Source organism: Allokutzneria albata (assembly GCF_900103775.1).
GTDB lineage: Bacteria > Actinomycetota > Actinomycetes > Mycobacteriales > Pseudonocardiaceae > Allokutzneria > Allokutzneria albata.
Genome location: NZ_LT629701.1, coordinates 5,912,253 through 5,934,673 on the forward strand (window position 1 = coordinate 5,912,253; position 22,421 = coordinate 5,934,673).

The 22,421-nt window shown below is 70.0% G+C and carries 20 protein-coding genes; 7 read left to right on the plus strand and 13 right to left on the minus strand.

What is annotated here, in order from left to right; genetic code table 11:
- Nucleotides 1-66: 66 nt before the first annotated feature.
- Entirely contained in the window at nucleotides 67-996 is a 930-nt protein-coding gene (locus tag BLT28_RS26805; protein WP_052406845.1) for a polyprenyl synthetase family protein, read from the plus strand.
- Here BLT28_RS26805 and BLT28_RS26810 read toward each other — a convergent pair.
- The 4 genes from BLT28_RS26810 to BLT28_RS26825 form a co-directional block, all read right to left on the minus strand.
- Nucleotides 973-2,487: a GGDEF domain-containing protein gene (locus BLT28_RS26810; protein ID WP_030427113.1), complete on the minus strand. Its 1,515-nt coding sequence runs from the start codon at nucleotides 2,485-2,487 to the stop codon at nucleotides 973-975. The genes BLT28_RS26805 and BLT28_RS26810 overlap by 24 nt on opposite strands.
- Before the next feature lie 115 nt (nucleotides 2,488-2,602).
- Nucleotides 2,603-4,117 carry a GGDEF domain-containing protein gene (locus BLT28_RS26815; RefSeq protein ID WP_052406844.1) on the minus strand — a complete coding sequence of 505 codons (1,515 nt, stop codon included), beginning with the start codon at nucleotides 4,115-4,117 and terminating at the stop codon, nucleotides 2,603-2,605.
- 97 nt (nucleotides 4,118-4,214) lie between these two features.
- Nucleotides 4,215-4,862 carry a response regulator gene (locus BLT28_RS26820; RefSeq protein ID WP_030427111.1) on the minus strand — a complete coding sequence of 216 codons (648 nt, stop codon included), beginning with the start codon at nucleotides 4,860-4,862 and terminating at the stop codon, nucleotides 4,215-4,217.
- Nucleotides 4,859-5,977, minus strand: coding sequence for a sensor histidine kinase (locus BLT28_RS26825; RefSeq protein ID WP_162184788.1), 1,119 nt, complete (start codon nucleotides 5,975-5,977; stop codon nucleotides 4,859-4,861). The genes BLT28_RS26820 and BLT28_RS26825 overlap by 4 nt, the downstream gene beginning before the upstream one ends.
- Nucleotides 5,978-6,178: 201 nt before the next feature.
- Between BLT28_RS26825 and BLT28_RS26830 the strand changes: the two genes are divergently transcribed.
- Nucleotides 6,179-7,771 carry a sensor histidine kinase gene (locus BLT28_RS26830; RefSeq protein ID WP_030427109.1) on the plus strand — a complete coding sequence of 531 codons (1,593 nt, stop codon included), beginning with the start codon at nucleotides 6,179-6,181 and terminating at the stop codon, nucleotides 7,769-7,771.
- Complete coding sequence (locus BLT28_RS26835) at nucleotides 7,768-8,427, plus strand: response regulator (RefSeq protein WP_030427108.1); 660 nt, start codon at nucleotides 7,768-7,770, stop codon at nucleotides 8,425-8,427. The genes BLT28_RS26830 and BLT28_RS26835 overlap by 4 nt, the downstream gene beginning before the upstream one ends.
- Here the strand turns inward: BLT28_RS26835 and BLT28_RS26840 are convergent, their stop codons facing one another.
- Nucleotides 8,428-9,291, minus strand: coding sequence for a hypothetical protein (locus BLT28_RS26840; protein ID WP_030427107.1), 864 nt, complete (start codon nucleotides 9,289-9,291; stop codon nucleotides 8,428-8,430).
- Entirely contained in the window at nucleotides 9,288-9,821 is a 534-nt protein-coding gene (locus tag BLT28_RS26845) for a SigE family RNA polymerase sigma factor (protein ID WP_269459605.1), read from the minus strand. The genes BLT28_RS26840 and BLT28_RS26845 overlap by 4 nt, the downstream gene beginning before the upstream one ends.
- Before the next feature lie 251 nt (nucleotides 9,822-10,072).
- Between BLT28_RS26845 and BLT28_RS40475 the strand changes: the two genes are divergently transcribed.
- On the plus strand, nucleotides 10,073-10,210 hold the full coding sequence (locus BLT28_RS40475) for a hypothetical protein (RefSeq protein WP_156050492.1): 138 nt from the start codon (nucleotides 10,073-10,075) through the stop codon (nucleotides 10,208-10,210).
- 312 nt (nucleotides 10,211-10,522) lie between these two features.
- Complete coding sequence (locus tag BLT28_RS26850; RefSeq protein ID WP_030427105.1) at nucleotides 10,523-10,765, plus strand: hypothetical protein; 243 nt, start codon at nucleotides 10,523-10,525, stop codon at nucleotides 10,763-10,765.
- A gap of 57 nt (nucleotides 10,766-10,822) precedes the next feature.
- On the opposite strand, the gene purM is transcribed toward BLT28_RS26850, so the two are convergent.
- A complete protein-coding gene (purM, locus tag BLT28_RS26855) occupies nucleotides 10,823-11,902 on the minus strand; it encodes a phosphoribosylformylglycinamidine cyclo-ligase (protein WP_030427104.1) in 1,080 nt (359 codons plus the stop codon).
- 29 nt (nucleotides 11,903-11,931) lie between these two features.
- Nucleotides 11,932-13,482: an amidophosphoribosyltransferase gene (gene purF / locus BLT28_RS26860; RefSeq protein WP_030427103.1), complete on the minus strand. Its 1,551-nt coding sequence runs from the start codon at nucleotides 13,480-13,482 to the stop codon at nucleotides 11,932-11,934.
- 174 nt (nucleotides 13,483-13,656) lie between these two features.
- Between purF and BLT28_RS26865 the strand changes: the two genes are divergently transcribed.
- The gene (locus BLT28_RS26865) at nucleotides 13,657-14,235 is read left to right on the plus strand and encodes a VanZ family protein (protein ID WP_030427102.1); all 579 of its coding nucleotides are present in this window, start codon (nucleotides 13,657-13,659) and stop codon (nucleotides 14,233-14,235) included.
- Here BLT28_RS26865 and BLT28_RS26870 read toward each other — a convergent pair.
- The 4 genes from BLT28_RS26870 to BLT28_RS26885 form a co-directional block, all read right to left on the minus strand.
- The gene (locus BLT28_RS26870) at nucleotides 14,208-14,696 is read right to left on the minus strand and encodes a hypothetical protein (RefSeq protein ID WP_030427101.1); all 489 of its coding nucleotides are present in this window, start codon (nucleotides 14,694-14,696) and stop codon (nucleotides 14,208-14,210) included. The genes BLT28_RS26865 and BLT28_RS26870 overlap by 28 nt on opposite strands.
- Nucleotides 14,697-14,784: 88 nt before the next feature.
- Nucleotides 14,785-16,080 carry an MFS transporter gene (locus BLT28_RS26875; protein ID WP_043810200.1) on the minus strand — a complete coding sequence of 432 codons (1,296 nt, stop codon included), beginning with the start codon at nucleotides 16,078-16,080 and terminating at the stop codon, nucleotides 14,785-14,787.
- A 46-nt stretch (nucleotides 16,081-16,126) separates the two neighbouring features.
- On the minus strand, nucleotides 16,127-16,510 hold the full coding sequence (locus tag BLT28_RS26880) for a sterol carrier family protein (protein WP_030427099.1): 384 nt from the start codon (nucleotides 16,508-16,510) through the stop codon (nucleotides 16,127-16,129).
- Between the two features lie 19 nt (nucleotides 16,511-16,529).
- The gene (locus tag BLT28_RS26885) at nucleotides 16,530-18,185 is read right to left on the minus strand and encodes a glycosyl hydrolase family 28-related protein (RefSeq protein WP_030427098.1); all 1,656 of its coding nucleotides are present in this window, start codon (nucleotides 18,183-18,185) and stop codon (nucleotides 16,530-16,532) included.
- A gap of 190 nt (nucleotides 18,186-18,375) precedes the next feature.
- Here BLT28_RS26885 and BLT28_RS26890 point away from each other — a divergent pair, with 190 nt between their 5' ends.
- The gene (locus BLT28_RS26890) at nucleotides 18,376-20,994 is read left to right on the plus strand and encodes a glycosyl hydrolase 2 galactose-binding domain-containing protein (protein WP_030427097.1); all 2,619 of its coding nucleotides are present in this window, start codon (nucleotides 18,376-18,378) and stop codon (nucleotides 20,992-20,994) included.
- Between the two features lie 169 nt (nucleotides 20,995-21,163).
- Here the strand turns inward: BLT28_RS26890 and BLT28_RS26895 are convergent, their stop codons facing one another.
- Nucleotides 21,164-22,309, minus strand: coding sequence for a serine hydrolase domain-containing protein (locus BLT28_RS26895; protein WP_231950443.1), 1,146 nt, complete (start codon nucleotides 22,307-22,309; stop codon nucleotides 21,164-21,166).
- Nucleotides 22,310-22,421: the final 112 nt, after the last annotated feature.

The window sequence follows — 22,421 nt, forward strand, 5'->3', positions numbered from 1 at the left end:
ACCGCTTCGGGTGAAAGGGCCGTGGTGAGGATTGACCCGGCAGCCGCGGCACACCACGTTGGCGCTGTGCCTCGCCCCGATGCCGACCTCGCCGACATGGTGGTACGGGAATGCGGGCGCCGCTGGCCCCAGGGCGCGACGCAGCCGCCGGGCAGGCTGCTGCGGCCGATGCTGGTGCTGGAATCGGCGATGGCCGTCGGCGGTGACCCGGTCCGCATCCTGCCCGCCGCGGTCGGCTTCGAGTGCTCGCACGTCGGCGGACTGGTGCACGAGGAGATCATCCACCGCTCCGGCGGGCCCGCGGACGCCATCGTCGCCGCCAACGCGCTGCTGTTCGAGTGGTTCCGCGCGCTCAGCGAGTGCGTCGACCGCGGGGTGCCGCCGGAGCGGGTCACCGAGGCGATGCGCATCCAGGCCAGCACCGGGATCGACTCCTGCCGGGGCACCGAGCTGGAGCTGGCTTCGACCCTCCACAGTGGACTGGACGGCTACCTCAGGATGGCCAGGCTGAAGACCGCGGCCCCGCTCGCGGCGGCCTGCCGGGTCGGCGCGGTGCTCAGCGGGGCGAGCCCGGAGCAGACCAACGCCCTCGCCGAGTTCGGCGACGCGCTCGGCCTCGCCTACCAGATCCGCGAGGACATCCGGACCTACGAGCGCAACGTCGAGGCGGTGACCCGGGACGGCCGCGGCGACGTGCAGGTGCGCAGGCTCTCCCTGCCGGTGCTGATCGCCCACGACAGCGCCTGCCCCCGCGACCGAGCGAGGATCGAACGGTTGCTCACCACCCGGTCCACCCCGGACCGCTTACCCGAGCTGGTGGAGATCGTCCGGCGCAGCGGCGCGTGCGGGACCGCGATCCGGATGGCCGAGCAGTACGCGGCGCACGCGCGGACGGTGCTCACCGCGCTGCCGCCGAGCGGCCACCGCGTCCGTCTCGCCGGGATGACCTCGGCCATGAACGCGACCATCCCGCTACGTCGCCATGTGGACGGCTAGCGTGCCCTTCCCCCGGTTCTTCGCCAGGTACATCGCGCTGTCGGCGAGCCGGAGCAACTGGTCCGCCGCGTCCTCGACGTCCCGCGCGTCGGCGGCGCTGGCCAGCCCGATGCTCGCGTGCACCCGGTGCTCGACGCCGTCGACGTGGTAGGGCTTGGACAGCTCGTCCAGCAGCCGCTCACCGATGTCGTGGCACCGCTCCCCCGGCTCGACCAGCAGCACGCCGAACTCGTCCCCGCCGAGCCGGGCGACCATGTCCGGCGAGCGCACCACCGCGCGCAGCCGTGCCGCGATCCCGGCCAGCACCCGATCTCCCGCCGCGTGGCCGTACCGGTCGTTGATCAGCTTGAAGTCGTCGAGGTCGACGAAGAGCACCGCCGGTCCGGTGCCGGGATGGGCCAGCAGCTGTTCGAGCTGCTCGCGGAACGCGATCCGGTTCGGCAGCCCGGTCAGCGCGTCGTGATAAGCCTGGTAGCGCAGCTTTCGCTGGTGGTCCCAGAGGCGGCGGACCAGGCGCTCGTTGTCGACCATCGTCACGAACTGCCGGATCAGCACGATCGCGACGACACCCAGCTCCACGTAGGTCTCCCCCGCGCTGAGCTCGCCGCCGACCGCCGTGGACAGGCCGATGAACATCAGCGTCGCGAGCACGGGCAGGTACGGCGCGACGAAGTGCATGTGGTCGGCCAGGCCGGCCTTGCGCCGCGGCCCGCTGTCGTGGCTGCGCACGGGAACCCACGGGGTGAGCGCGTAGAGCACCCCCGCGCACACGAACGCGATGTCGGCCATGAAGCGCGCCGTGTCGAACGGAACGCCCTTGGGGATCAGGTAGCCCACGCCCCACGATCCGCAGATCTGCGCGAAGAAACCCATGCACACCAACAACATCGCGATCTGGCGCTCCTCCTGCCGCTTGCGGGAGAGCGCCATCAGGATCACCAGCAGCACGACGAACTCGATCGGCCTGCTGAGCAGGACCAGCGGGTTCAGCACGCGCTGGTCGTCCAGCAGGACGGGGTGCACGGCGGTGACCCAGGTGAGAACGACGGCGGAGCTGGTGACGATCAGACCGTCCAACCAGAACAGCAGCCGGTCCCGCGAGCTGGAGCGGCGCGGTGTCGGACCCTTGCGGCGGGCCAGCACCAGCACCGCGGCCAGCGTGAGCAGGGTGCTCACGGTGAAGATCGGCGGGGCGGTGTTGAGCGCGGCTCGCATGTCGCCACCGGTCAGGTCGACCCAGAAGTAGACGACGCAGAACACCAGCCGGAGCGCGGCGGCCAGAGCCAGCAGCACCCGCCAGCGCCGGTCGGTCCCCGGCGCCCGGCGGGCGGTGACGAGGAACCCGGCGAAGGCGGCGAGGTTGGCGCAGATCTCCAGCACCTTGTCGAACCGCCAGCCGACCGCGGCGGGCAGACCGGACAGCCGCAGCGCGACCATCAGCACGATCAACGACGCGATCAGCACGAGCGCGAAGGTCTTCAGGTTTTTCACGAGCCCTCCGCGCGTCGGGTCGTGGGAACAGTAGTAATCACCCCGCCGGTCGAACAATCAGCCGACCGGCCGACATGTCAAGGCAGGTTGACGAATCCTCTCTCCTCGGTCGCGTCTACGTCGCGGTGTGGACGGCCATACTCCCCTTCCCGCGGTTCTTCGCCAGGTACATCGCGCTGTCGGCGAGGCGGAGCAGGTGGTCGGCGCGGTCCTCGGCGTGCCGCACGTCGGCGGCGCTGGCCAGCCCGATGCTGGCGCGCACCGTGTGCTCGACGCCGTCGACGCGGTAGGGCTTGGACAGCTCGGCGAGCAGTTTCGCGCCGACTTCGTCGCACCGCTGCCCCGGCTCGGCCAGCAGCACCCCGAACTCGTCCCCGCCGAGCCGCGCGGCAAGGTCGGGCTCCCGCACCGCTTCGCGCAGCCGCGCCGCGATCCCGCACAGCACCCGGTCTCCGACGGCGTGGCCGTACTGGTCGTTGACGCGCTTGAAGTCGTCGAGGTCGACGAACAGCACCGCCGGTTCGGTGCCGGGATGGGCCAACAACCGATCCAGCTCCTCGCGGAACGCCGCGCGGTTCGCCAACCCGGTCAACGGGTCGTGGTAGGCCTGATGGCGGAGTGTTCGCTGGTGGTCCCACAGGCGGCGGAGCAGGCGCTCGTTGTCGACCATCGTCATGAACTGCCGGAGCAGGATCACCGCGACGACCCCCAGCGCGATGTAGATCTCCTCCGGACTCATGCCGACGCCGACAGCGGTGGCCACGCCGATGAACATCAGGGTGACGAGCACCGGCAGGTACGGCGCGATGAAGAGCATGTGGTCGGCGAGACCGGGCCGGCGCGGCGCGGAGCTGTTCCCGCCGCGCACCGCGATCCAGGGCGTGATCGCGTACAGCGCCTCGGCCGTCACGAAGCCGATGTCGGCCAGGAAGCGCGTCGTCTCGAGCGGGACCCCCTTGGGGATCAGGTAGCCGACCGCCCAGGAACCACTGACCTGGGCGAAGAAACCCAAGCACATCAACAACATCGCGGTCCGCCGCGCCTCCTGCCGCTTGCAGGAGAGGGCGATCAGGATCACCACGAGCACGATGAACTCGATCGGCCTGGTGAGCAGGATGAGCGGGCTGACCACGGGCCGGCTCGCGTCGAAGGCGGGCTGCAGCACGGTGACCCAGGTGAGCATGACCGCCGAGCTCGTGATGATCAACGCGTCCAGCCAGAACACCCGCCAGTCCCGCGGCGTGACGTGGCAGGACGGCGAACCGCCGTAACGGATCAGGGCCAGCACCGCGCCCAGGGTGAACAGGGTGCTCGCGGCGAAGGGGGCAGGCGCGAGCGTGAAGACGGGCTTCAGGGTGCCGCCGCTGAGGTCGTTGGAGACGTACCAGACGCAGAAGGTCAGCCGGATCGCAGCGGCGACCGCCATGCTCACCCGCCAGTACCGGTCGACACCGGACGCGCGCACGGCGGTGATCGCGAAACCGGCGACCGCGACGAGGGCGAGCCCGAGCTGCAGCAGCTTGGACACCCGCCAGGACTCACGCGGCGGCAGGTCGGAGAGGTGGAGCGCGACCATCACGGCGACCAGCGTCCCGAGCACCACGAGCACCACGGTTTTCAGGTTCCTCATGGGTCCCTCCGCGCGCCGGGTCTGGCGAACAGTAGTTACCCCCGGAAAACCGGACAATCGGTCGAGCGGCGGACATTGAAGACGAAATCAGTTCACGTCAGTCCCAGGTCACGAGCCCGTGCCGGTGCGCGTAGATCACCGCCTGGACCCTGGTGGCCACCCCGAGCTTGGCCAGCACCCTGGCGATGTGCACCTTCACCGTGCCCGCGCTGATGAACAGGTCCTCGGCGATCTCGGCGTTGCTCAGCCCGCGGGCGAGGCTGCGCAGCACGTCGACCTCCCTCGGCGTCAGCTCGGCCAGCTCGGCGGTCGCCGGGCGCGGCGACGTCTGGGCGAACCGGCGCACCACCCGCCGCGTGACCTGCGGATCGATCAGGCCCTGCCCCTGGTGGGCGGCGCGGACGGCGTTGACGAACAACGCGGGCTCACTGTCCTTGAGCACGAAGCCGACCGCCCCGGCCTGCAGGGCGCCGAACAGGTACTCGTCGGTGTCGAACGTGGTCAGCGCGATCACCGCGGGCGCGGGGCTGAGCGCACACACCTGGCTGATCGCGGTGAGCCCGTCCATCCTCGGCATCCGCAGGTCGGTGAAGACCACGTCGGGGCGGCGGCGCTCGGTCAGCGCGACCACGTCGTGGCCGTCCGCGGCCTCGCCGACCACCTCGATGTCCGGTTCGCCGTCGAGCAGCAGCCGCAGCCCCGTGCGGGCGGCGGCCTGGTCGTCGGCGACCAGCACGCGAATCATCCCAGTCCTCGATTCACCGGCAGGGTGGCGTTGACCAGCCACCCGCGTGGACCGCGCGGCCCCGCGACCACGGAGCCGCCGAGCTGCTCGGCGCGTTCCCGCATGCCGCGCAGCCCGTTCCCTTCCCGCACCGTATCGGCACCGGCGCCGTCGTCCGCCACGGTGATCACCACATCCGCGCCGGCCATCCGGACGTGGACCGCCGCGGTGCTCGCCCCGGAGTGCCGGATCACGTTGGTCAGCGCCTCCTGGACGATCCGGTACGCGCAGCCCTGCAGCCGGTCCGGCAGGCCGGGCAGCTCGTCGACCTTGACGGTAACCGTCAAGGAGGGGCAGCTCAGCCGCGTCGCCAACGCGGGGAGTTCGCTCAGTCGCGGCTCGTCATCGCGCAGCACCTCGATGAGACCGCGGATCTCGCTGAGCGCCTCGGCCGACAGCTCCGCGACCGTGCGCAGCGCGTCCGCCCCATCGGCCTCCCTGCGCCCTCCCATGGCCCGCAACCGGATCGCGCTGAGGTGGTGCCCCGCGACGTCGTGCACGTCCCGCGCGATCCGCGCCCGTTCCTCCGCCCGCGCCCGTTGCTGCTCCGCTACGTGCACCCGCTGCAACTGGATCGCGTAGTCGCGCTGCACCCGCAGCGCGTATCCGATAGAGATCGGCATCAGCGCGAACCCGATGGCGTAGAACACGTCGGAGGGCCGTGGGGCACCGCTGGTGAAGACAACGACGGTCAGCATCCACACCGGCGCGCCGACGACCAGCACCGGGAGCCGGCGGCGTTCGCAGTGGTAGGCGACCACGTAGGCGGCGATCATCACCGGCCACGGCGACAGGTTGTGCCCGATGATCACCGAGAGCAGCGTGAGCAGGGCGGTGGCGATGATCGAGGAGAGCGGGAACCGCCTGCTCAGGGCGAGCGGCGCGGAGGCGGCGAGCACGAGCAGCAGCCACGGCCACCCCCGCTGCGCGATGCCGCTCGGCGGGTCGTTCACGCCGAGGACGAGGTAGTCGAGCGCGGGCAGACCGATCGTGATCCCGGCCGCCAGCACCGCGAGCGCGACATCGCGCGTCCACGGCGACATCCGGCTCCAGAACCGGAAAGCGGGAGTCCGCATGTCGGTAGCGCTTTCACCAGACGCCATCTCACACCTGTTCCTGGGAATATATGCCGAAAGGCAGATGGCGGCAGTGCCGCGCGGTGCCAGCATTCGCACGAAAGCGCCCATCCCCACAGGCGTGGTCAACGCTAAGCAGGAAACCGTTCCCAGGCAAGAAGAATCCAGCCCGATCCACAGTGGACGGGATACCGTGGCCCGGTGCGTTTGCGTGGGTCGCTCGCCCGGCAGCTGTTCGGACTGCAGCTGCTGATCGTGCTCGCCCTGCTCGGGGCGGTCGCCGCGGTCACCATCGCGCAGTCGCACGCCACGTTCCGCGACACCGAGGGCGGCAGGCTGCTCTCGGTCGCCGAGGACGTCGCCGCGACCGCCGGGGTGCGTTCGGGCGCGGCGGACGAGCTGCGCCGCTCCTGGCTGCTGCCGCCGTTCGCGGAGAGCGCCCGCGCGCTGTCCGGGGCCGACTTCGTGATCATCACCGATGCCGCGGGGACCGTGCTGACCTCGCCGGACCCCGCGCAGATCGGCGAAAAGCTGTCCGCGGAGGGCTCAACGGCGCTCGCCGGGCGGGCCTGGGTCGGCGTCGTCGGTGCCGCGCTGGTCGCGCACGTCCCGGTGATCAGCGACGCCGGACGCGTGCTCGGCCTCGTCGCGGTCGGCCGGGCGCAGCCGAGCACCTGGGAGACGATCACCTCCTCCCCCGGCGACCTGCTGGTCTACCTGGGCATCGCCGCCGTGATCGGGCTCGGCGGCTCGCTGGTGGTGTCCTGGTGGATCAAACGGCAGACCCTGGGCCTGGAACCGAGGGAGATCACCGGGCTGGTCGAGCACCGCGAGGCCATGCTGCGCGGGGTGCGGGAGGGCGTGCTCGGCCTCGACCAGCAGAACCGGATCACCCTGGTCAACGACCAGGCGCTGCGGCTGCTGAACCTGTCGGCGGACTGCGTGGGGCGGCCGGTGGACTCGTTGGAGCTGAACGAGCGGCTGCGCGACGTGCTCGCCGGACGGACGGCCGGGCAGGACGAGATCGCGCTGCGCAGGGGCAGGGTGCTCACCATGAACCGGATGCCGGTCTCCGTGCACGGGCAGCCGATCGGCGCGGTGATCACCATGCGGGACCGCACCGAGCTGGCCGCGCTGCGCCACGAACTGGACGTGCACCGGCAGACCACGGACACGCTCCGGGCGCAGGCCCACGAGTTCACCAACCAGCTGCACACGATCTCCGGGCTGATCGAGCTGGGCGAGTACGACGAGGTCGTGCGCTACGTGACGCGGGCGAGCCGGACGCACGAGGCGTGGTCGGCGGAGGTCGTGGCGAAGGTGGCCGATCCGGCGCTCGCCGCGCTGCTGATCGCCAAGGCCAGTCTGGCCGCCGAGCACGGGGTCGGGCTGCGGCTGAGCGAGGACAGCGGGATCGGCGAACTCGACGACGCGCTGTCCGCGGACCTGGTGACCGTGGTGGGCAACCTGGTCGACAACGCGCTGGACGCGCTGCCCGGCACCGGCGGCGGCTGGGTGGAGGTCGACCTGCGGCAGACCGACGCGGAGGTGCTGGTGCGGGTGCGCGATTCCGGGCCCGGCGTCGCCCCGGAGATCGCCGAGGAGGTCTTCCGGAACGGGTTCACCACGAAGGTCGCCGAACTCGGCGACCAGACCTACCGCCAGCGGGGCATCGGCCTGGCGCTGACCCGGCAGATCTGCGTCCGGCGGGGCGGCGAGGTCTCGGTGCGCAACGATGGCGGTGCCGTCTTCTCGGCGCGACTGGGGCTCTCGGCTGCTGGAGGTTCGCGGTGATCAGGGTGCTCGTCGTCGACGACGACTTCATGGTGGCCAAGGTGCACAGCGGCTACGTCGGCCGCACCCCCGGCTTCGAGGTGGTCGGCGTCGCGCACACCGGGGAGGACGCCGTGCGCAAGGTCGAGTCGCTGCGGCCGGACCTGGTGCTGCTGGACATCTACCTGCCGGACCGGGACGGGCTGGAGGTGCTGCGCGAGGTGCGCGCGCTCGGCGGGGACACCGACGTCATCGTGGTGAGCGCGGCGCGCGACGTGGACACGGTCCGCTCGGCCATGCGCGGCGGAGTGCTGCACTACCTGATCAAACCGTTCACCTATGCCGCTCTGCGCGCCCAGCTGGAGCACCTTTCCGTTGTGCGCCAGCAACAGTCCACAATGGATCAGTCCACAGTGGACCAGATGTTCGGCGGGCGGCCGGCAGCGGGCCCCACGATGCCCAAGGGGCTCACGCGGGAGACCGCCGGGCTGGTCGAGCGGGTGCTGCGCGAGTGCCCCGGAGACCTGTCCGCGTCGGAGTGCGCCGAGGCCACGGAGCTGTCCAGGGTGAGCGCTCGGCGCTACCTCGAACACTTCGTCAGCTCCGGCCGCGCCGAGGTGGGCCTGCGCTACGGCACCACCGGGCGGCCGGAACGCCGCTACCGGTGGCGCGCGTAGTCACCAGGCCGGGTACTCGGGCCGCATCACGACGTCGCGCAGGTTCGCCTTGGTCAGCGTCGGCACCCCGCGGGTGACACCGTTGATCCGGTGCACGTGCTGGTTGGTGCTGGTCGCGGTGATCTCGACGCCGTCGGGCCGGGTCAGGGTCATGACGTGGGCGACGAAGGGGCCGTCCGTGACGACGCTGTAGACCCCGCGCACCCGCCCGTAGCCGGGCATCTCACCGAAGTCCTGCGGCTCGCAGCTCACGGCGGCGGGCTTGCCAGGGGACGCCGACGCGCCGCAGGGTCGCTCGGTGCCCGGCCCCGCGAGCTTGGCGACCTCGATCCGGAACTCACCGACGCCCAGGGAGTCCTTCAGCTCGGCGATCAGCCGCAGTCCACCGTCGACCACGTCGAACTTCGGCTTGGCCGGGACCAGGTCCGCCCAGTGCGGCAGCGGCCTGGTGGAGGTGAACACCGACTCGTAGATGCCGCGCAACCGCGTCGCCTGCGGGTCTTCGGGGTTCAGCGGCACCCGCGCGACCTGGGTGGTGTACGGCGCGGTCCGGGTGGTTTCGGTGACAGGCGGACGGCTGGTCACGGTGGTGGCCGGGGCGGTCCCACTGATCTTCGGCCCCGAGTCGGCCGGTCCCAGGTCGGGGCCGCCGAGCAGCGCGTTCGGCCCGGCGAGCGCGGTGGCGCCGAGAGCGATCGCGGCCACTCCGGCGGTGACCCCGAGACCCGTGGCCAGCCTGCGCCTGCGCAGCGACCGCTTGCCCGCCTTGATCACCGCGCCGCGGTCGATGCTCATCGGCGGCTCGGCATCGAGCGCTCCGCCCAGCAGGGTGCGGATGTCCTCGTCGCGGAACTCGCGGTTCATCGCTGCTCCTCGAAAACGGTCTTGCCGGCAGGGTTGTCGAAGACCTCGGTGTGGGACAGCAGCTTGCGCAGCGCGGCGAGTCCCTTCGCCGCCTGGCTCTTGACCGTTCCCTGTGTGCACCGCATCGCGCGCGCGGTCTCCTCGACGGAGAGGTCCTCCCAGTAGCGCAGCACGACGGCCGCGCGCTGTCCGGCCGGCAGCGCCGCCAGCGCCTTGCGCACGTCCATCGCCTCGTCCAGCCGCCGGGAGTCGGCCGGCACGTCGGGCAGCGCGTCCACGGGGGTCTCCCGCCTGCGGAACGCCCGTCGTGACTCGTCGATGGCGCTGCGCACCAGCACCTGCCGCGAGTACGCGTCCACCGAGCCGTTGCGGTTCAGCTTCGGCCACGCAACGTAGATCTTGGTCAGCGCGATCTGAACAAGATCCTCGGCCCGGTGCCAGTCACCGCACAGCAGATAGGCCGTGCGACGCATGACGTTCGCCCGGCTCTCCATGTACTCGGCGAACTCGCTGTCGCGATCAGCGGCCACTGGGCACTCCCTCCAGTCACCTGCTACTACGGGGCGGCGCACCCGTTGGTTGCCGACGACCCGCAACAGCGAGGCCGGTCACAGGCCGCATCGTCGCTCACGGCTCGCCCGCCCGCGCATTCCCCACTTTCCATACCGGTGATTGTCACCCTTTAGGGGCACCGAATATGCCTTTCGGGATACGACGAAGCGAACTTGACTCAATAACTTCGGCCGCGTAAAAGCGCTCTCTTTTCGATCAGGAGTCGACTGTGTCTCGCATCGTGCGGGCGGTGGTCGCGGCGAGTCCGCGGACTGGGGTAAGCCGGACGGGGTCGGTGATCTCCGTTCCCGTCGGTTTCCACCCGCGCGGCACCTCGTACGCCAAGCTGCTGCCCACGCAGTGCTAAGACCGGTACGCCCTCACCTTCGGTGCGCCCAGGAACAAGGAGGAGTCCGACAAGCAGGTCGCGAGCAACCGGGAGGCCGTGCACCGGTGCCGCGCCGCGCTCGGCGACCAGGCGCTCAACGGCCTCGCCCTGTCCTACGCGGCGTGTTCGCACGCTGTTCACGGCCGGCACGGTCGACCAGGCTCCGATTCCCGGCACCACGATGAGCTACACCGTCGGCGACATCCAAGCCTTCGGGTTCGGTCGCGGACACCGCGGTCGAATGGCTGGACGGCCTGCCCGGGTACGCCGAGCACGAGAAGGAGCTGCGCCGTGACCGCGTCACCGGACGTCCCGATGGCGGGCATCTGGCGATCGTCGCAGTGCACCGGGTGGGAACTGCCCGTCGCCAACCCGCGTGCGTCGCTGGCCGGGGTGAAGATCCCACCGGTGCTGGGCGCGGGCGGCCCCGAGGACAACGGGCTCAGCGAGGCCGCCAAGCAGGTCCCCGTTTTGAGCGCCGCCGAACCCGACCACCTGCCCCTCCTGACCACCCCGGCGTTACGGCCTGAATGAGTCATTGAGGTACTTGAACGCACCGAATGACTCATTCAGGCCATGAACGACGGCGGGTCAGAAGCGGGGGTGGTCGCCGCGCAGGAGTGCGCGGGGGGCGTCGGAGTCGGTGGTCTTGCCGACCTCGCCGATGACCCAGGCGGGGACGTGCCGCGCGGTCAGCACGGCGAGCGCGCGGTCGGTGTCCTCGGCCGCGACCACCGCGACCATGCCGACGCCCATGTTGAAGGTGCGCTCCATCTCCTCGCGCTCCACCCGGCCGCGCTGGGCGATCAGGGCGTAGAGCGGCGCGGGGGTCCAGGTGCCGCGGTCCAGCTCGGCGGCCAGGCCCTGCGGGACGACCCTGGCCAGGTTGCCCGCCAGGCCACCGCCGGTGACGTGCGCGAACGTGCGGACGTCGGTCTCAGCCGCCAGCGCGAGGCAGTCCTTGGCGTAGATCCGGGTCGGTTCGAGCAGCTCCTCGCCGAGCGTGCGGCCCAGCTCCTCGACGTGCCCGGTCAGCGGCATCCTGGCGATCTCCAGCAGCACGTGCCTGGCCAGCGAGTAGCCGTTGGAGTGCAGGCCGGAGGCACCCATCGCGATCACCACGTCGCCGGGCTTGACCTTGTCCGGGCCGAGCACCGCGTCGGCCTCGACGACACCGACGCCGGTCGCGGACATGTCGTAGTGGTCGGGCGCCATCAGGCCGGGGTGCTCGGCGGTCTCCCCGCCCATCAGCGCGCAGCCTGCCTGCACGCAGCCGTCCGCGATGCCCTTGACGAGCTGGGCGATCCGCTCCGGGACCACCTTGCCGACCGCGATGTAGTCCTGCAGGAACAACGGTTCGGCGCCGCAGACCACCAGGTCGTCCACGACCATCGCCACCAGGTCGATGCCGACGGTGTCGTGGATGTCCATCGCCTGCGCCACCGCGAGCTTGGTGCCGACGCCGTCCGTCGAGGACGCCAGCACCGGCTCCTTCCAGCGGTCCAGCTTCAGCTTGAACAGACCGGCGAAGCCGCCGATGCCGTCCAGCACCTCGGGCCGGGTCGCCTTCTCCGCCCAGGGCTTGAGCTGCTCGACTGCCTCGTCACCTGCCTCGATGTCCACCCCGGCCGCGGCGTAGGTGGCCTTCTGGCTGTCCGTGTGGGCGATCACGTCTTCCGAGCTCCGTCCGAAGTGGATGTTCAGGGGCGCTGCAGTGCGTCCTGGGCACCGTAGCCGCTGGGGGAGACCGGGGCCGCCGGTCCGGCGACGCCCTTCTCGATGCCTTCGAGCAGGTGTTTGCCGATCTTCATGTCGTCCGGCAGCGGGATCGGGTACTCGCCGTCGAAGCAGGCGGAGCACAGCCGCGTCCTCGGCTGCTCGGTCGCCGCAACCAGCGCCTCCAGCGAGACGTAGCCGAGCGAGTCGGAGCCGATCGAGCGCCGCACGCCGTCCAGGTCCAGCCCGTTGGCCACCAGCTCCGCGGGCGAGGCGAAGTCGATGCCGTAGAAGCAGGGCCACTTGACCGGCGGCGAGGCGATCCGCACGTGCACCTCGACCGCACCCGCCTCGCGCAGCATCCGGACCAGCGCGCGCTGGGTGTTGCCGCGCACGATCGAGTCGTCCACGACGACCAGGCGCTTGCCGCGGATCACCTCGCGCAGCGGGTTGAGCTTGAGCCGGATGCCGAGCTGGCGGATGGTCTGCGAGGGCTGGATGAAGGTGCGCCCGACGTAGGCGTTCTTCACCAGGCCGGAGCCGTACGGGATGCCGGAGGCCTGCGCGTAGCCGATCGCGGCCGGGGTGCCGGACTCCGGGACCGGGATGACCAGGTCCGCCTCGACCGGGTGCTCCTCGGCCAGCTTGCGGCCGATCGCCACCCGGGTCGCGTGCACCGAGCGGCCGGAGATCGCGGTGTCCGGGCGGGCCAGGTAGACGTACTCGAAGATGCAGCCCTTGGGCTCGGGGTTGGCGAAGCGGGTCGAGCGCAGGCCGTCGGCGTCGATCGCCAGCAGCTCGCCCGGCTCGACCTCGCGGACGAAGGACGCGCCGACGATGTCCAGCGCCGCGGTCTCGCTGGCCACCACCCAGCCGCGCTCCAGGCGGCCGAGGCACAGCGGGCGCACGCCCTGCGGGTCGCGGGCCGCGTACAGGGTGGACTCGTCGGAGAAGACCAGGGAGAACGCGCCGCGCAGGGTGGGCAGCAGTTCGAGCGCGGCCTGTTCGATGCCGGTGTCCGCGGCGGCGGCCGCGAGCAGTCCGCACATCAGGTCGGAGTCGCTGCTGGCGCCCGCGGTGGCCTTGACGCCCAGCTCCTTGCACCGCAGGAGCAGTTCGGCGGTGTTCACCAGGTTGCCGTTGTGGCCGAGCGCGAGGCCGCTGCCGGTCGCGGTGGTGCGGAACGTGGGCTGGGCGTTCTCCCACGTGGTGGAGCCGGTCGTGGAGTAGCGGGTGTGCCCGACCGCGACGTGACCGCGCAGCGAGGACAGCACCTGCTCGTCGAAGACCTGGCTGACCAGGCCCAACTCCTTGAAGACGACCACCTTGGCGCCGTCGCCGACGGAGATGCCCGCCGCCTCCTGGCCGCGGTGCTGGAGTGCGTAGAGGCCGTAGAAGGTGAGCTTCGCCACCTCTTCACCGGGGGCCCAGACGCCGAAGACACCGCATTCCTCGCGCGGGATGTCCCGCTCGGGATCGTCGTACTGGTGCGCGTCGGGTGTGGCCGAATCCGATGGGGTCGGGTCGGTGAGCACCGAGAACTCCCTCGTGACGGGATCGAACTGCCCCTGAAGTGTAAGTGTCGCGGACCCCGCTCCGAGCCATCGAGGCCCCCGGTCTTTGTGGACCGCGCCACCCCGGACCTGCGAACCGCCCGTGGGCAACGCCGGGCGGCATCACACGTCCGAGTTAACGAAAGGGGGTGGCGCATGCGGCACCTGAACCGCGACCTCGACCTGTTCGAGCGCATCTTCGGCAACCCCAAGGTGGCTCTGGCCGCGCTCGTCGGCTGCCTGGTGCTCGGTGCCGTCGGGTTCGCGCTCGGCTGGCTGCTGGGCTGGCGCAGGATCGCCAGCGCGCTCTCGCTGGCCTCGCTGGGCGGGGTGCTCGCCGCGACCCTGGTGCGCAGCGGCAACCGGTACAGCGCGGACACGCTCGGCGAGGCGTGGGCCATGTGCAGGCACAACGACTTCTCGCTCACCGGCTCGTGGGCCCGGCTGAACTTCGTGATGCTGATGCCGTTCGCCTTCTTCGGGGTGCTCGCCGTGCGGCGGTTCCTGCCGGTCGCCCTCGCCTGCATCGGCCTCGCCGTGGGCATCGAGCTCTACCAGGGGCTGTCCGGGCTCGGCGCGTGCGAGACGCAGGACATGCTCAACAACGCGGTCGGCGGGCTGCTCGCCGCGGGAGTCGCGTGGCTGCTCACCGGAAAAGACCGGTGGAGTGGCCGGAGGCACCGGACGACCACTCCACCGGAGTCACCTCAGCACTGGGCTTCGATTTCCACCTGATGCTGTTTCGCCACCGACCGCGACCACTGGAAGGAAAGGCCCATCATCTCCGCTTTGTAGGAGACGTCGAGCTTGTACTTCCCCGCCAGGCAGGGAAAATCCTCACCGAGCGCGTCGACCTGGTCCTTGCCGATACCGCTCTCCCGGCCGTTCAGCGACGCCTCCGTCGCGGCCCCGAGCGGTGAAGTGATCTTGTACTTGCCGTCCACGGTGCGGCAGTTCAGCGGTTTTCCCCAGTAGAAGCTGTAGTTCCAGCTGCACGTGCCCTTCACCGCCACCTTGAGCTTCGCGGTGGTGAGCAGCAGGCACACCTTGCCGGTGAAGCGCGCGTTCTGCTGGTCCTCGTCGGTGAACTCCGCCGCGCAGAACTCCTTGGGATCGTCGGCCGCCGCGAACGCGGGCGTCGCGAGACCGAAGAGCGGGACAAGCGCGGCGAGCACGATCAGCAAGCGTCGGGACATACAGATCATCATGCGTGCCCGCGCGAATGTCGGCGACTCCGCGAATGGGTGGGCAATTTCGGGTGTATCGAGGTTTAACTCATTCCGGTCACGCGCGACGCACGGTCTCCGGCAGGGCGAGCAGGCAGCCGACGCTGATCAACGACGCCGCCCCGACGTAGGCGGCCACCGCCATCGACCCGCCCCCGGCCTTCAGCAGCGCGGTGGCGATCAACGGGGAGAAGCCGCCGCCGAGCACCGCGCCGAGCTGGTAGCCGATGCCGACCCCGGTGTAGCGGTGCGCGGCGCCGAACAGCTCGGAGAAGTAGCTCAGCATCGGGCCGAAGATCGCCGAGGAACCGGCGAAGCCGAGGGTCACCGCGAGGATGATCAGCGCGTGGTTCCCCGTGTCCACCATCCAGAACAGCGGGAACGGGTACAGCACGCAGAAGATCGCCCCGGACAGCATCACCGGGCGCCTGCCGATGCGGTCGGTGAGCGCGCAGAACCCGACGATGCAGGCCACCGAGACCACGCAGCCGACCAGGGTGGCGACGAGCATGACCCAGCTCGGCAGCTTCAGCGCTTCCTTGCCGTAGGTGAGCAGGAAGACGAACAGGATGAAGACGAAGGCGTTGAAGCCCAGGTTCACGCCCGCGGTGAGCAGGACCTGCTTGCCCTCCTTGCGCAGCACGGTCATCAGCGGCAACCGCTCGGTGGCCTTCTTCTCCGTCAGGTCCTGGAACACCGGGGTCTCGTGCAGCTTGCGGCGGGCGAAGACGCCGACGAGCACGACGAGCACGCCCGCGAGGAACGGGATCCGCCACCCCCAGGAGAGCACGTCCTCCGGAGGCAGCAGCATCACCAGCGCGAAGGAGCCGTTGGCCAGGAAGGCGCCCATCGGGGAGCCGATCGTGACGAGGCTGCCGTAGAGCCCGCGCTTGCCCGGCGGGGCGTGCTCGACGGCCATCAGCGCGGCGCCGCCCGCTTCACCGCCCACCGAGAAGCCGTGCACGACGCGCAGCAGGACCAGGATCAGCGGGGCCGCGACGCCGATCGCCGCGTAGGTCGGCAACAGGCCCATGAGCGCGGTGGTCACGCCCATGAGGCCGAGGCTGAGCACGAGCATCCGCCGTCGCCCGAGGCGGTCGCCGAAGTGGCCGAACACGATGGCGCCGAGCGGGCGCACGAGGAAGCCGACGGCGAAGGTGGAGAACGCCAGGATCGTCGCGACGAGCGGGTCCTGCGCCCGGAAGAACAGGGTGCCGAACACCAGCGCCGACGCTGTGCCGTAGACGAAGAAGTCGTAGTACTCCAAGGAGGTTCCGACACCGCAGGCGACGGCGAGCCGCCGGAACGACGGCCGCTCGCCCTGTTCGCTTCGCACGCTCTCCTGTTCCGTCACCCGCCCACTCTCGCCGAGCGGCGCCGAGAGGACAACGGTTTGCGCATCAGTGTTTCAGTGAGACGAGCGGCAACCACTGCGAAACGTCGGCTCGGGTCCCGGAAGCGTCGATGCGCCCGTCCTCCAGGGCGTCGGCCCACGCAACACGGCCCAGGACGAGCCCGAGCCAGGTCAGCGGATCGGTCTCGACGACGTTCGGCGGCGTGCCGCGGGTGTGCCGTGGCCCGGCGACGCACTGCACGGCGGCGAACGGCGGCACGCGGACCTCGACGCTGTGGCCGGGTGCGGCGAGCTCCAACGTGCGCAGGCTCAGCCGCACCGCGGCGGCGAGGGTCTTGCGGTCGGGCCGCGGTCCGCCGTCCAGCCAGGGCACGACGGCCGCGACCGCGTCACGCAGCTCGTGCGGATCGACAGCCTTCCTCAACGACATCCGCCAAGGCTAACCGCCGCTAACCCCGGCGAAGGCGGAGTGCGCGTTGGGCTCGGTGGAGGTTCGTGGGGAGGGTGTGGCTTCCGTAGGAGTCGATGCGGGAGTTGAGGGGGCCGGTGAAGTCGGGCTTGTCGACCTGGCCGAACTCGCGGACCGTGGAGATGCCGACCGTGGCGCTGCACGGGGCGACGTGGTCGATCTTCACGCAGCCCGCGCGCTCGTTGGTGACCTTGACGTTCCAGTGGGTGAACCTGGCTCCGTACAAGGGCCCCGCGTTCGCGCTGCCGCCGTGGTTGCCGTCGTTGAAGATCTCCACCTCGGTGCGCACGTTGTGGAACGGCAGGCCGCGGTGGGTGTCGAAGGTGCCCGCCTCCATCCGCCCGCGCGACCACACGTTGCCGCACGACAGTCCCTCCACGTTGATGCCGTGGTGACCGGCGCCGGGCGGTGCGGGTTCGGTGAACTTGCCGATGCCGAAGTCCTCGACGAGGTTGTCGTGCGCCTGCTCGCGGCACGCGTACGAGTGGTGTTGACCGCGCCCGTCAACCCGCGTCCTGCGCAGGGTGACGTTCTTGGAAGCCACGAAGAGGAAGCCGTTGTCACTGTCCACAACGGACACATCGTCGGCCCAGCAGTCCCACGCGCACTGGAACACCAGGCCGTTGTACCCCTTGTCCTGCAGGTGCGCCGGGCGCTGCGTCTTCACGAACCTGATGGTCAGGCCCTCGACCCCGGCGCCGACGACGGGCGGGGTGAGCGTGGTCAGGCGCGGCTTCCAGGCAAGTCGGGCGTCGAGCGGAAGCGGCTGCTGGAGGCGAACCCTGTTGTCCTGCACCGATTCGATCCGCACCGGCCACTGGAACGGGCGGTAGGACAGCAGCTTGTCCTTGTTGGACCAGGTGTAGCTCGCGGTTCCCGCGATGTCGCCGCACATGTGCTTGAGCAGCCCGTAGTCGGCGTCGTCGTCGATCTGGAGCAGGACGCGCTGCCCCGGGCTGAGGCGGCTGCCGTCGGCGACGGTCAGGTCGAAGTCCCCGCGTTTCGCCGCCGCGGAGACGGTAGTGATCATCGAGGTCTTGTCGCCCTCGTTGCCGGTCCACCCCTCCATCGGCCACTTCTTCGCCTTGACGGCATCCGTCAAGTCCCGGTAGCGGTCGCGGTGGCACACCCAGACGATGCCGCCGGACCAGCTCCACGCGGAGTTCTCCGAGCCGTAGCGGCTGCGGTTGATGCCGATGATCTGCTCGAGCGAGCGCGTGCCGTGGAGAATCGTCTTGCCGCTGCCCGCACCGCGCAGCACCACGTTGTCGTAGCCGATCTGCACGATGTCGTCGATGCGGTAGGTGCCCGCGGGCAGGTTGACCACGCCACCGCCGCGCTGACCGACGTCGGCGATCGCCCGGTTGATCGCGGGGGCGGAGTCGGCGGAGCCGTCGCGCTTCGCGCCGTAGCTGAGCACGTTGGCGCGCACGGCCCCGCGCGGCGGTTCGGCGCCGTAGCGATAGCCCGCGAACGAGATGTTGGGGATCTGCGGATGCGTGTACGGCGTCCGGACGAACTCGCGCCAGAGCGGTGACTCGGCCGCCGCGGGGGAAGCCGCCGCGGGGGCGGGGAGCAGGTGGTAGCCGACCGTCGCAGCCAAACCACCGGAGAGGAACGTCCTGCGAGAGAGCATGAGTCTCCTGGTCCCAAACACGGGGCGGCGGTTTGGTCCGACCGGCAGTTTCCCCAACCCGGCCGACTTTGGGAAGGGCTTTCCCGCAGGCGGCTCATTCGTAAGACGTCTTGTCAAAGCGCCCCGAAACCGGCAAGGGTGTTACCGGATAAGCCCCTGTCCACCGCCGCCATGGTTGCCAGGAGTCCCGATGTCCCGACGTTCCCGCTGGCTCGCGGCCGTGGTCGGCCTGAGCCTGGTCATCCCCCTGGTGCCCGCGACCAGCGCGGTTGCCCAGGAAGACACCACGACGGCCGCACCGGGCCAGGCAGGCGAGGTGCGCACGATCCCCGACTGGCGGATGCAGACCTCGCGATCGGTGACCGGCGGCGGTGACGCGATCTCCCGTCCCGGGTTCAACGACGTGAACTGGCTGAAGGTCCCGGCCCGCTCCACCGTCATGGCCGGGCTCATCGCCAACCGGAAGTACCCGGACCTGAACCACTCGACGAACATGAAGCAGGTCAACTCCGCCGACTTCGCGGTGCCGTGGTGGTACCGCAAGGGGTTCACCGCCGACCCGGTTCCGGGTGGGCACACCTTCCTCAAGCTCAACGGCGGCATCCTCTCCCGCGGCGAGGTCTGGCTCAACGGCACCAAGCTCGCGGGGACCGACAAGGTCATCGGCGCCTATCCGATCCGCGAGTTCGACGTGACGAACCTGATCCGCAAGGGCGACAACGCGATCGCGCTGCGGGCGGACTCCGTCGACCCCAAGCGGGACCTGACGATCCACTTCATCGACTGGGCTCAGTTCCCGCCCGACCGCAACCAGGGCATGTTCCGCGATGTCACGCTGGCCGGCTCCGGCGCGGTGGCCCTGCGCAACCTCCGCGTTGACAGCGACCTGCCGCTCCCGAGCCTCACCAGCGCCACCGTCACGGTGAAGGTCGACGCGCGCAACAACACCGACAGGCCGCAGAGCGCCGAGGTCTCCGGCACTGTGGACGGCCAGTCCTTCCGGCAGCAGCTCTCCTTGGGAGCCAAGGAGACCAGGACAGCGACCTTCACGCTGAAGCTGGACAAACCGCGCGTGTGGTGGCCGTTCCAAATGGGCGAGCAGCCCCTGTACGAGGCCTCGGTCTCCGCCACTGTCGGCGGATCTCCCTCCGACGCCGCGAAGACCACCTTCGGCATTCGCGAGATCGACTCGAAGCTCCTGCAGGGCGGACGGCAGTTCTTCGTCAACGGACAGCCGTTCCTGGTGCGCGGTGGCGGCTGGGCGTCGGACCTGTTCCTGCGCACGGACCTGCGCAAGATCGAGGACCAGCTGAAGCTGACCAAGGCGATGGGGATGAACACCATCCGCCTTGAGGGCAAGCCGGAGAACGACGAGTTCTACGACATGGCCGACCGGATGGGCATCATGCTGCTCACCGGCTGGGAGTGCTGCTCGAAGTGGGAGTCCTACGACACCTTCACCGCCGAGGACAACCGCGTCGCCGGTGAGTCGGCGGAGAGCGAGGCGCGCCGCATCCGCAACCACCCCAGCATGATCGGCTTCCTGATCGGTAGCGACTTCGCGCCGCCCGCCGCGCAGGAGAAGATCTACCTGGACGCGCTCAGGCGGGCGGAGTGGAACCTGCCGGTCATCTCCTCCGCCAAGGCGCTCGCCTCGCCGCAGCTGGGCAGTCCCGGCATGAAGATGGAGGGCCCGTACTGGTGGGTCCCGCCGAACTACTGGTACAACAAGCAGAAGGGCGGCGCGTCCGGCTTCGCGTCCGAGATCGGCCCCGGCCCGACCATCCCCGAGCTGGACAGCCTCCGGAAGTTCCTGCCGCCCAACGAGATCGACGCGTTGCGGGACTACAACGCCAAGCACTACCACCTCGCGCCGTCGGACACCTTCAGCAAGCTGTCCTTCTGGGGAACCGCGCTCGACGGCCGCTACGGCAAGCCCACGAGCACCGAAGACCTCGTGCGCAAGGCACAACTGGCCAACTACGAGGTCAACCGCGCGCAGCTGGAGGCGTTCGGCCGCAACTGGTCCGACGCGGACAAGCCGTCGACCGGCGTCATCTACTGGATGCTCAACAGCGCGTGGCCGACGCTGTACTGGAACCTGATCGACCACAACCTGGCGACGGGCGGCTCGTACTTCGGTGCGAAGACCGCGATGCGGCCGCTGCACGTCCAGTACTCCTACGACGACAACTCGCTCGCCGTCGTGAACACGGGACTGCGCGATGTCTCCGGGCTGAGCGTGCAGGCCACCGTGTTCAACCTCGACGGCACGCAGAAGGCCGACATCTCGCAGCCGGTGACGGCGAAGGCGAACGCGTCCGTGCGCGCGGGCGCGCTGCCCCAGCCGGGCGGCCTGTCCAGCACGTACTTCGTGCGGCTGCTGCTCAAGGACGCGTCGGGCAAGGTCGTGGACCGCAACGTCTACTGGCTGTCCACCAAGGCCGACAAGCTGAACTACGCGGGTTCGACCTGGTACCACACGCCGCAGACGGAGTACGCCGATCTGAAGGGGCTCAACAACCTGCCCCAGGGCTCGGTGACCGCGACGGCCCAGACGACCGCCGGGAGCACCAAGGTCACCATCACCAACAACGGTGACAAGGTCGCGTTCTTCGTGCGGGTGTCGCTGCGCGCGGGTGCGGGCGGGCCGGAAGTGCACCCGACGACGTGGTCGGACAACTACGTGACGCTCTGGCCGGGCGAGTCGACCACGGTCACCGCCGACTACCGCCTGTCCGACCTGGGCGGCAAGCCCCCACACGTCCAGGTCTCCGGCCACAACGTCCCGAAGGTCGAGGTCCGCTAACCCCAGCTGCGCGTTATGAGCTGAACGGGTCGTTCGGGTACTCGAAGCGCCCCGAACGACCCGTTCAGCGCGCCCAGCGCACCGAACACGGCATTGGGTTCGTGCGGGTGGCGCGGCCTCCGAACTGGTCGTTACGTCATCGACGAGCCGGCGGGCGTGAGCTGAAGGGTCACCCGCACAACGCGGAGTCGATGACGGCGAACCGCGTCGGAGCGGTGGTGTTCATGACGATCGTGTTGGTGACCAGCGAGGCGTACCGGCCATCCTCGGTGGCCATGGTCAGCGAGCTGTAGCCGTTGGTGTCGCCGGCGTGCCCCCACGCGTGCCCACCGCAGGACAGGGTGAGGTGTTGCAGGCCGAGACCGTAGCTGTCGGAGTCACCCGCCTTGGCGCCGGGCACCGGGACGGTCTTGCGCATCTCGGCGAGGGCGGAGGAGGAGACGACCTTGCCGTCGGCGAGAGCGCGGGCGAACGCGGTCATGTCGGTCTGAGTCGACACCACATCGCCCGCGGTGCTGAGCAGGGACGGCTCCAGCGAGGTGGTGTTGTCGGTCCAGAAGAACAACGGGCCAACGCGGCGACCGGCGTAGCCGTGCACGTAGGGCGTGCCGAGCTGGCGGTCTCCGGCTTTCGGGACTCTGGTGTCGGTCAGTCCGAGTCGCCGGATGATCCGGTCGGTAATGGCGTCCCCCGCCGACTGGCCGCTGATCTTCTCGATCAGCATGCCCGCGATCTGGAAGTTGGTGTTGGAGTACTCGAAACGGGTGCCCGGCGGTGCGACCGCAGGCCGGCTCAGCCCGTCGCGGACCAGCTCCCGCAGCGAGTACGTACCGTCCGGGTTGGGCTTGGGCTTGGGGCCGGACTGGTTCTCCGGGATCCCGCTGGTGTGCTGCAGGAGGTGCCGCACGGTGACACGGTTGCCGTCGTGGCCGTTGCCGGTGACCACACCGGGCAGGTAGCGCTCGATCGCGGTGTCCAGGGCCACCTTGCCCTCGTCGACCAGCTGGAGCACCACGGCGGCGGTGAACGTCTTGGTTTGGCTGGCGATCCGGAACCGGTCGGTCCGCCGGATGGGCTGGTTGGTGTTCACCACGGCGGTGCCGCTGTGCACGCTCCATGAAGTCGAGGTGTTCCCCGCGAGCACGGCGGCTCCCGGACCGGCGTGCGTGAGATAGCGGTTCAGCAGTTCCTGCGTGTCGGCCTGCCCCGCCTGCGCGATTCCGGGCACGCCCAGCACGGCGGTGGCGGCGAGCACCAGTGCCATCCGGCGTTTCCCGGTTTGCCTGACCATCATCGACCCCTCGTGTCTCGTCACGGCGAGGACGCTAAGGACGGCCGCTGAAATCGCGGTGAAATCGCGTGCGTCGTCCAGGGCCACCAACGCACCGAACGCGGCGTTGGGTTCGTACGGACGGAGGAGGGGCGTG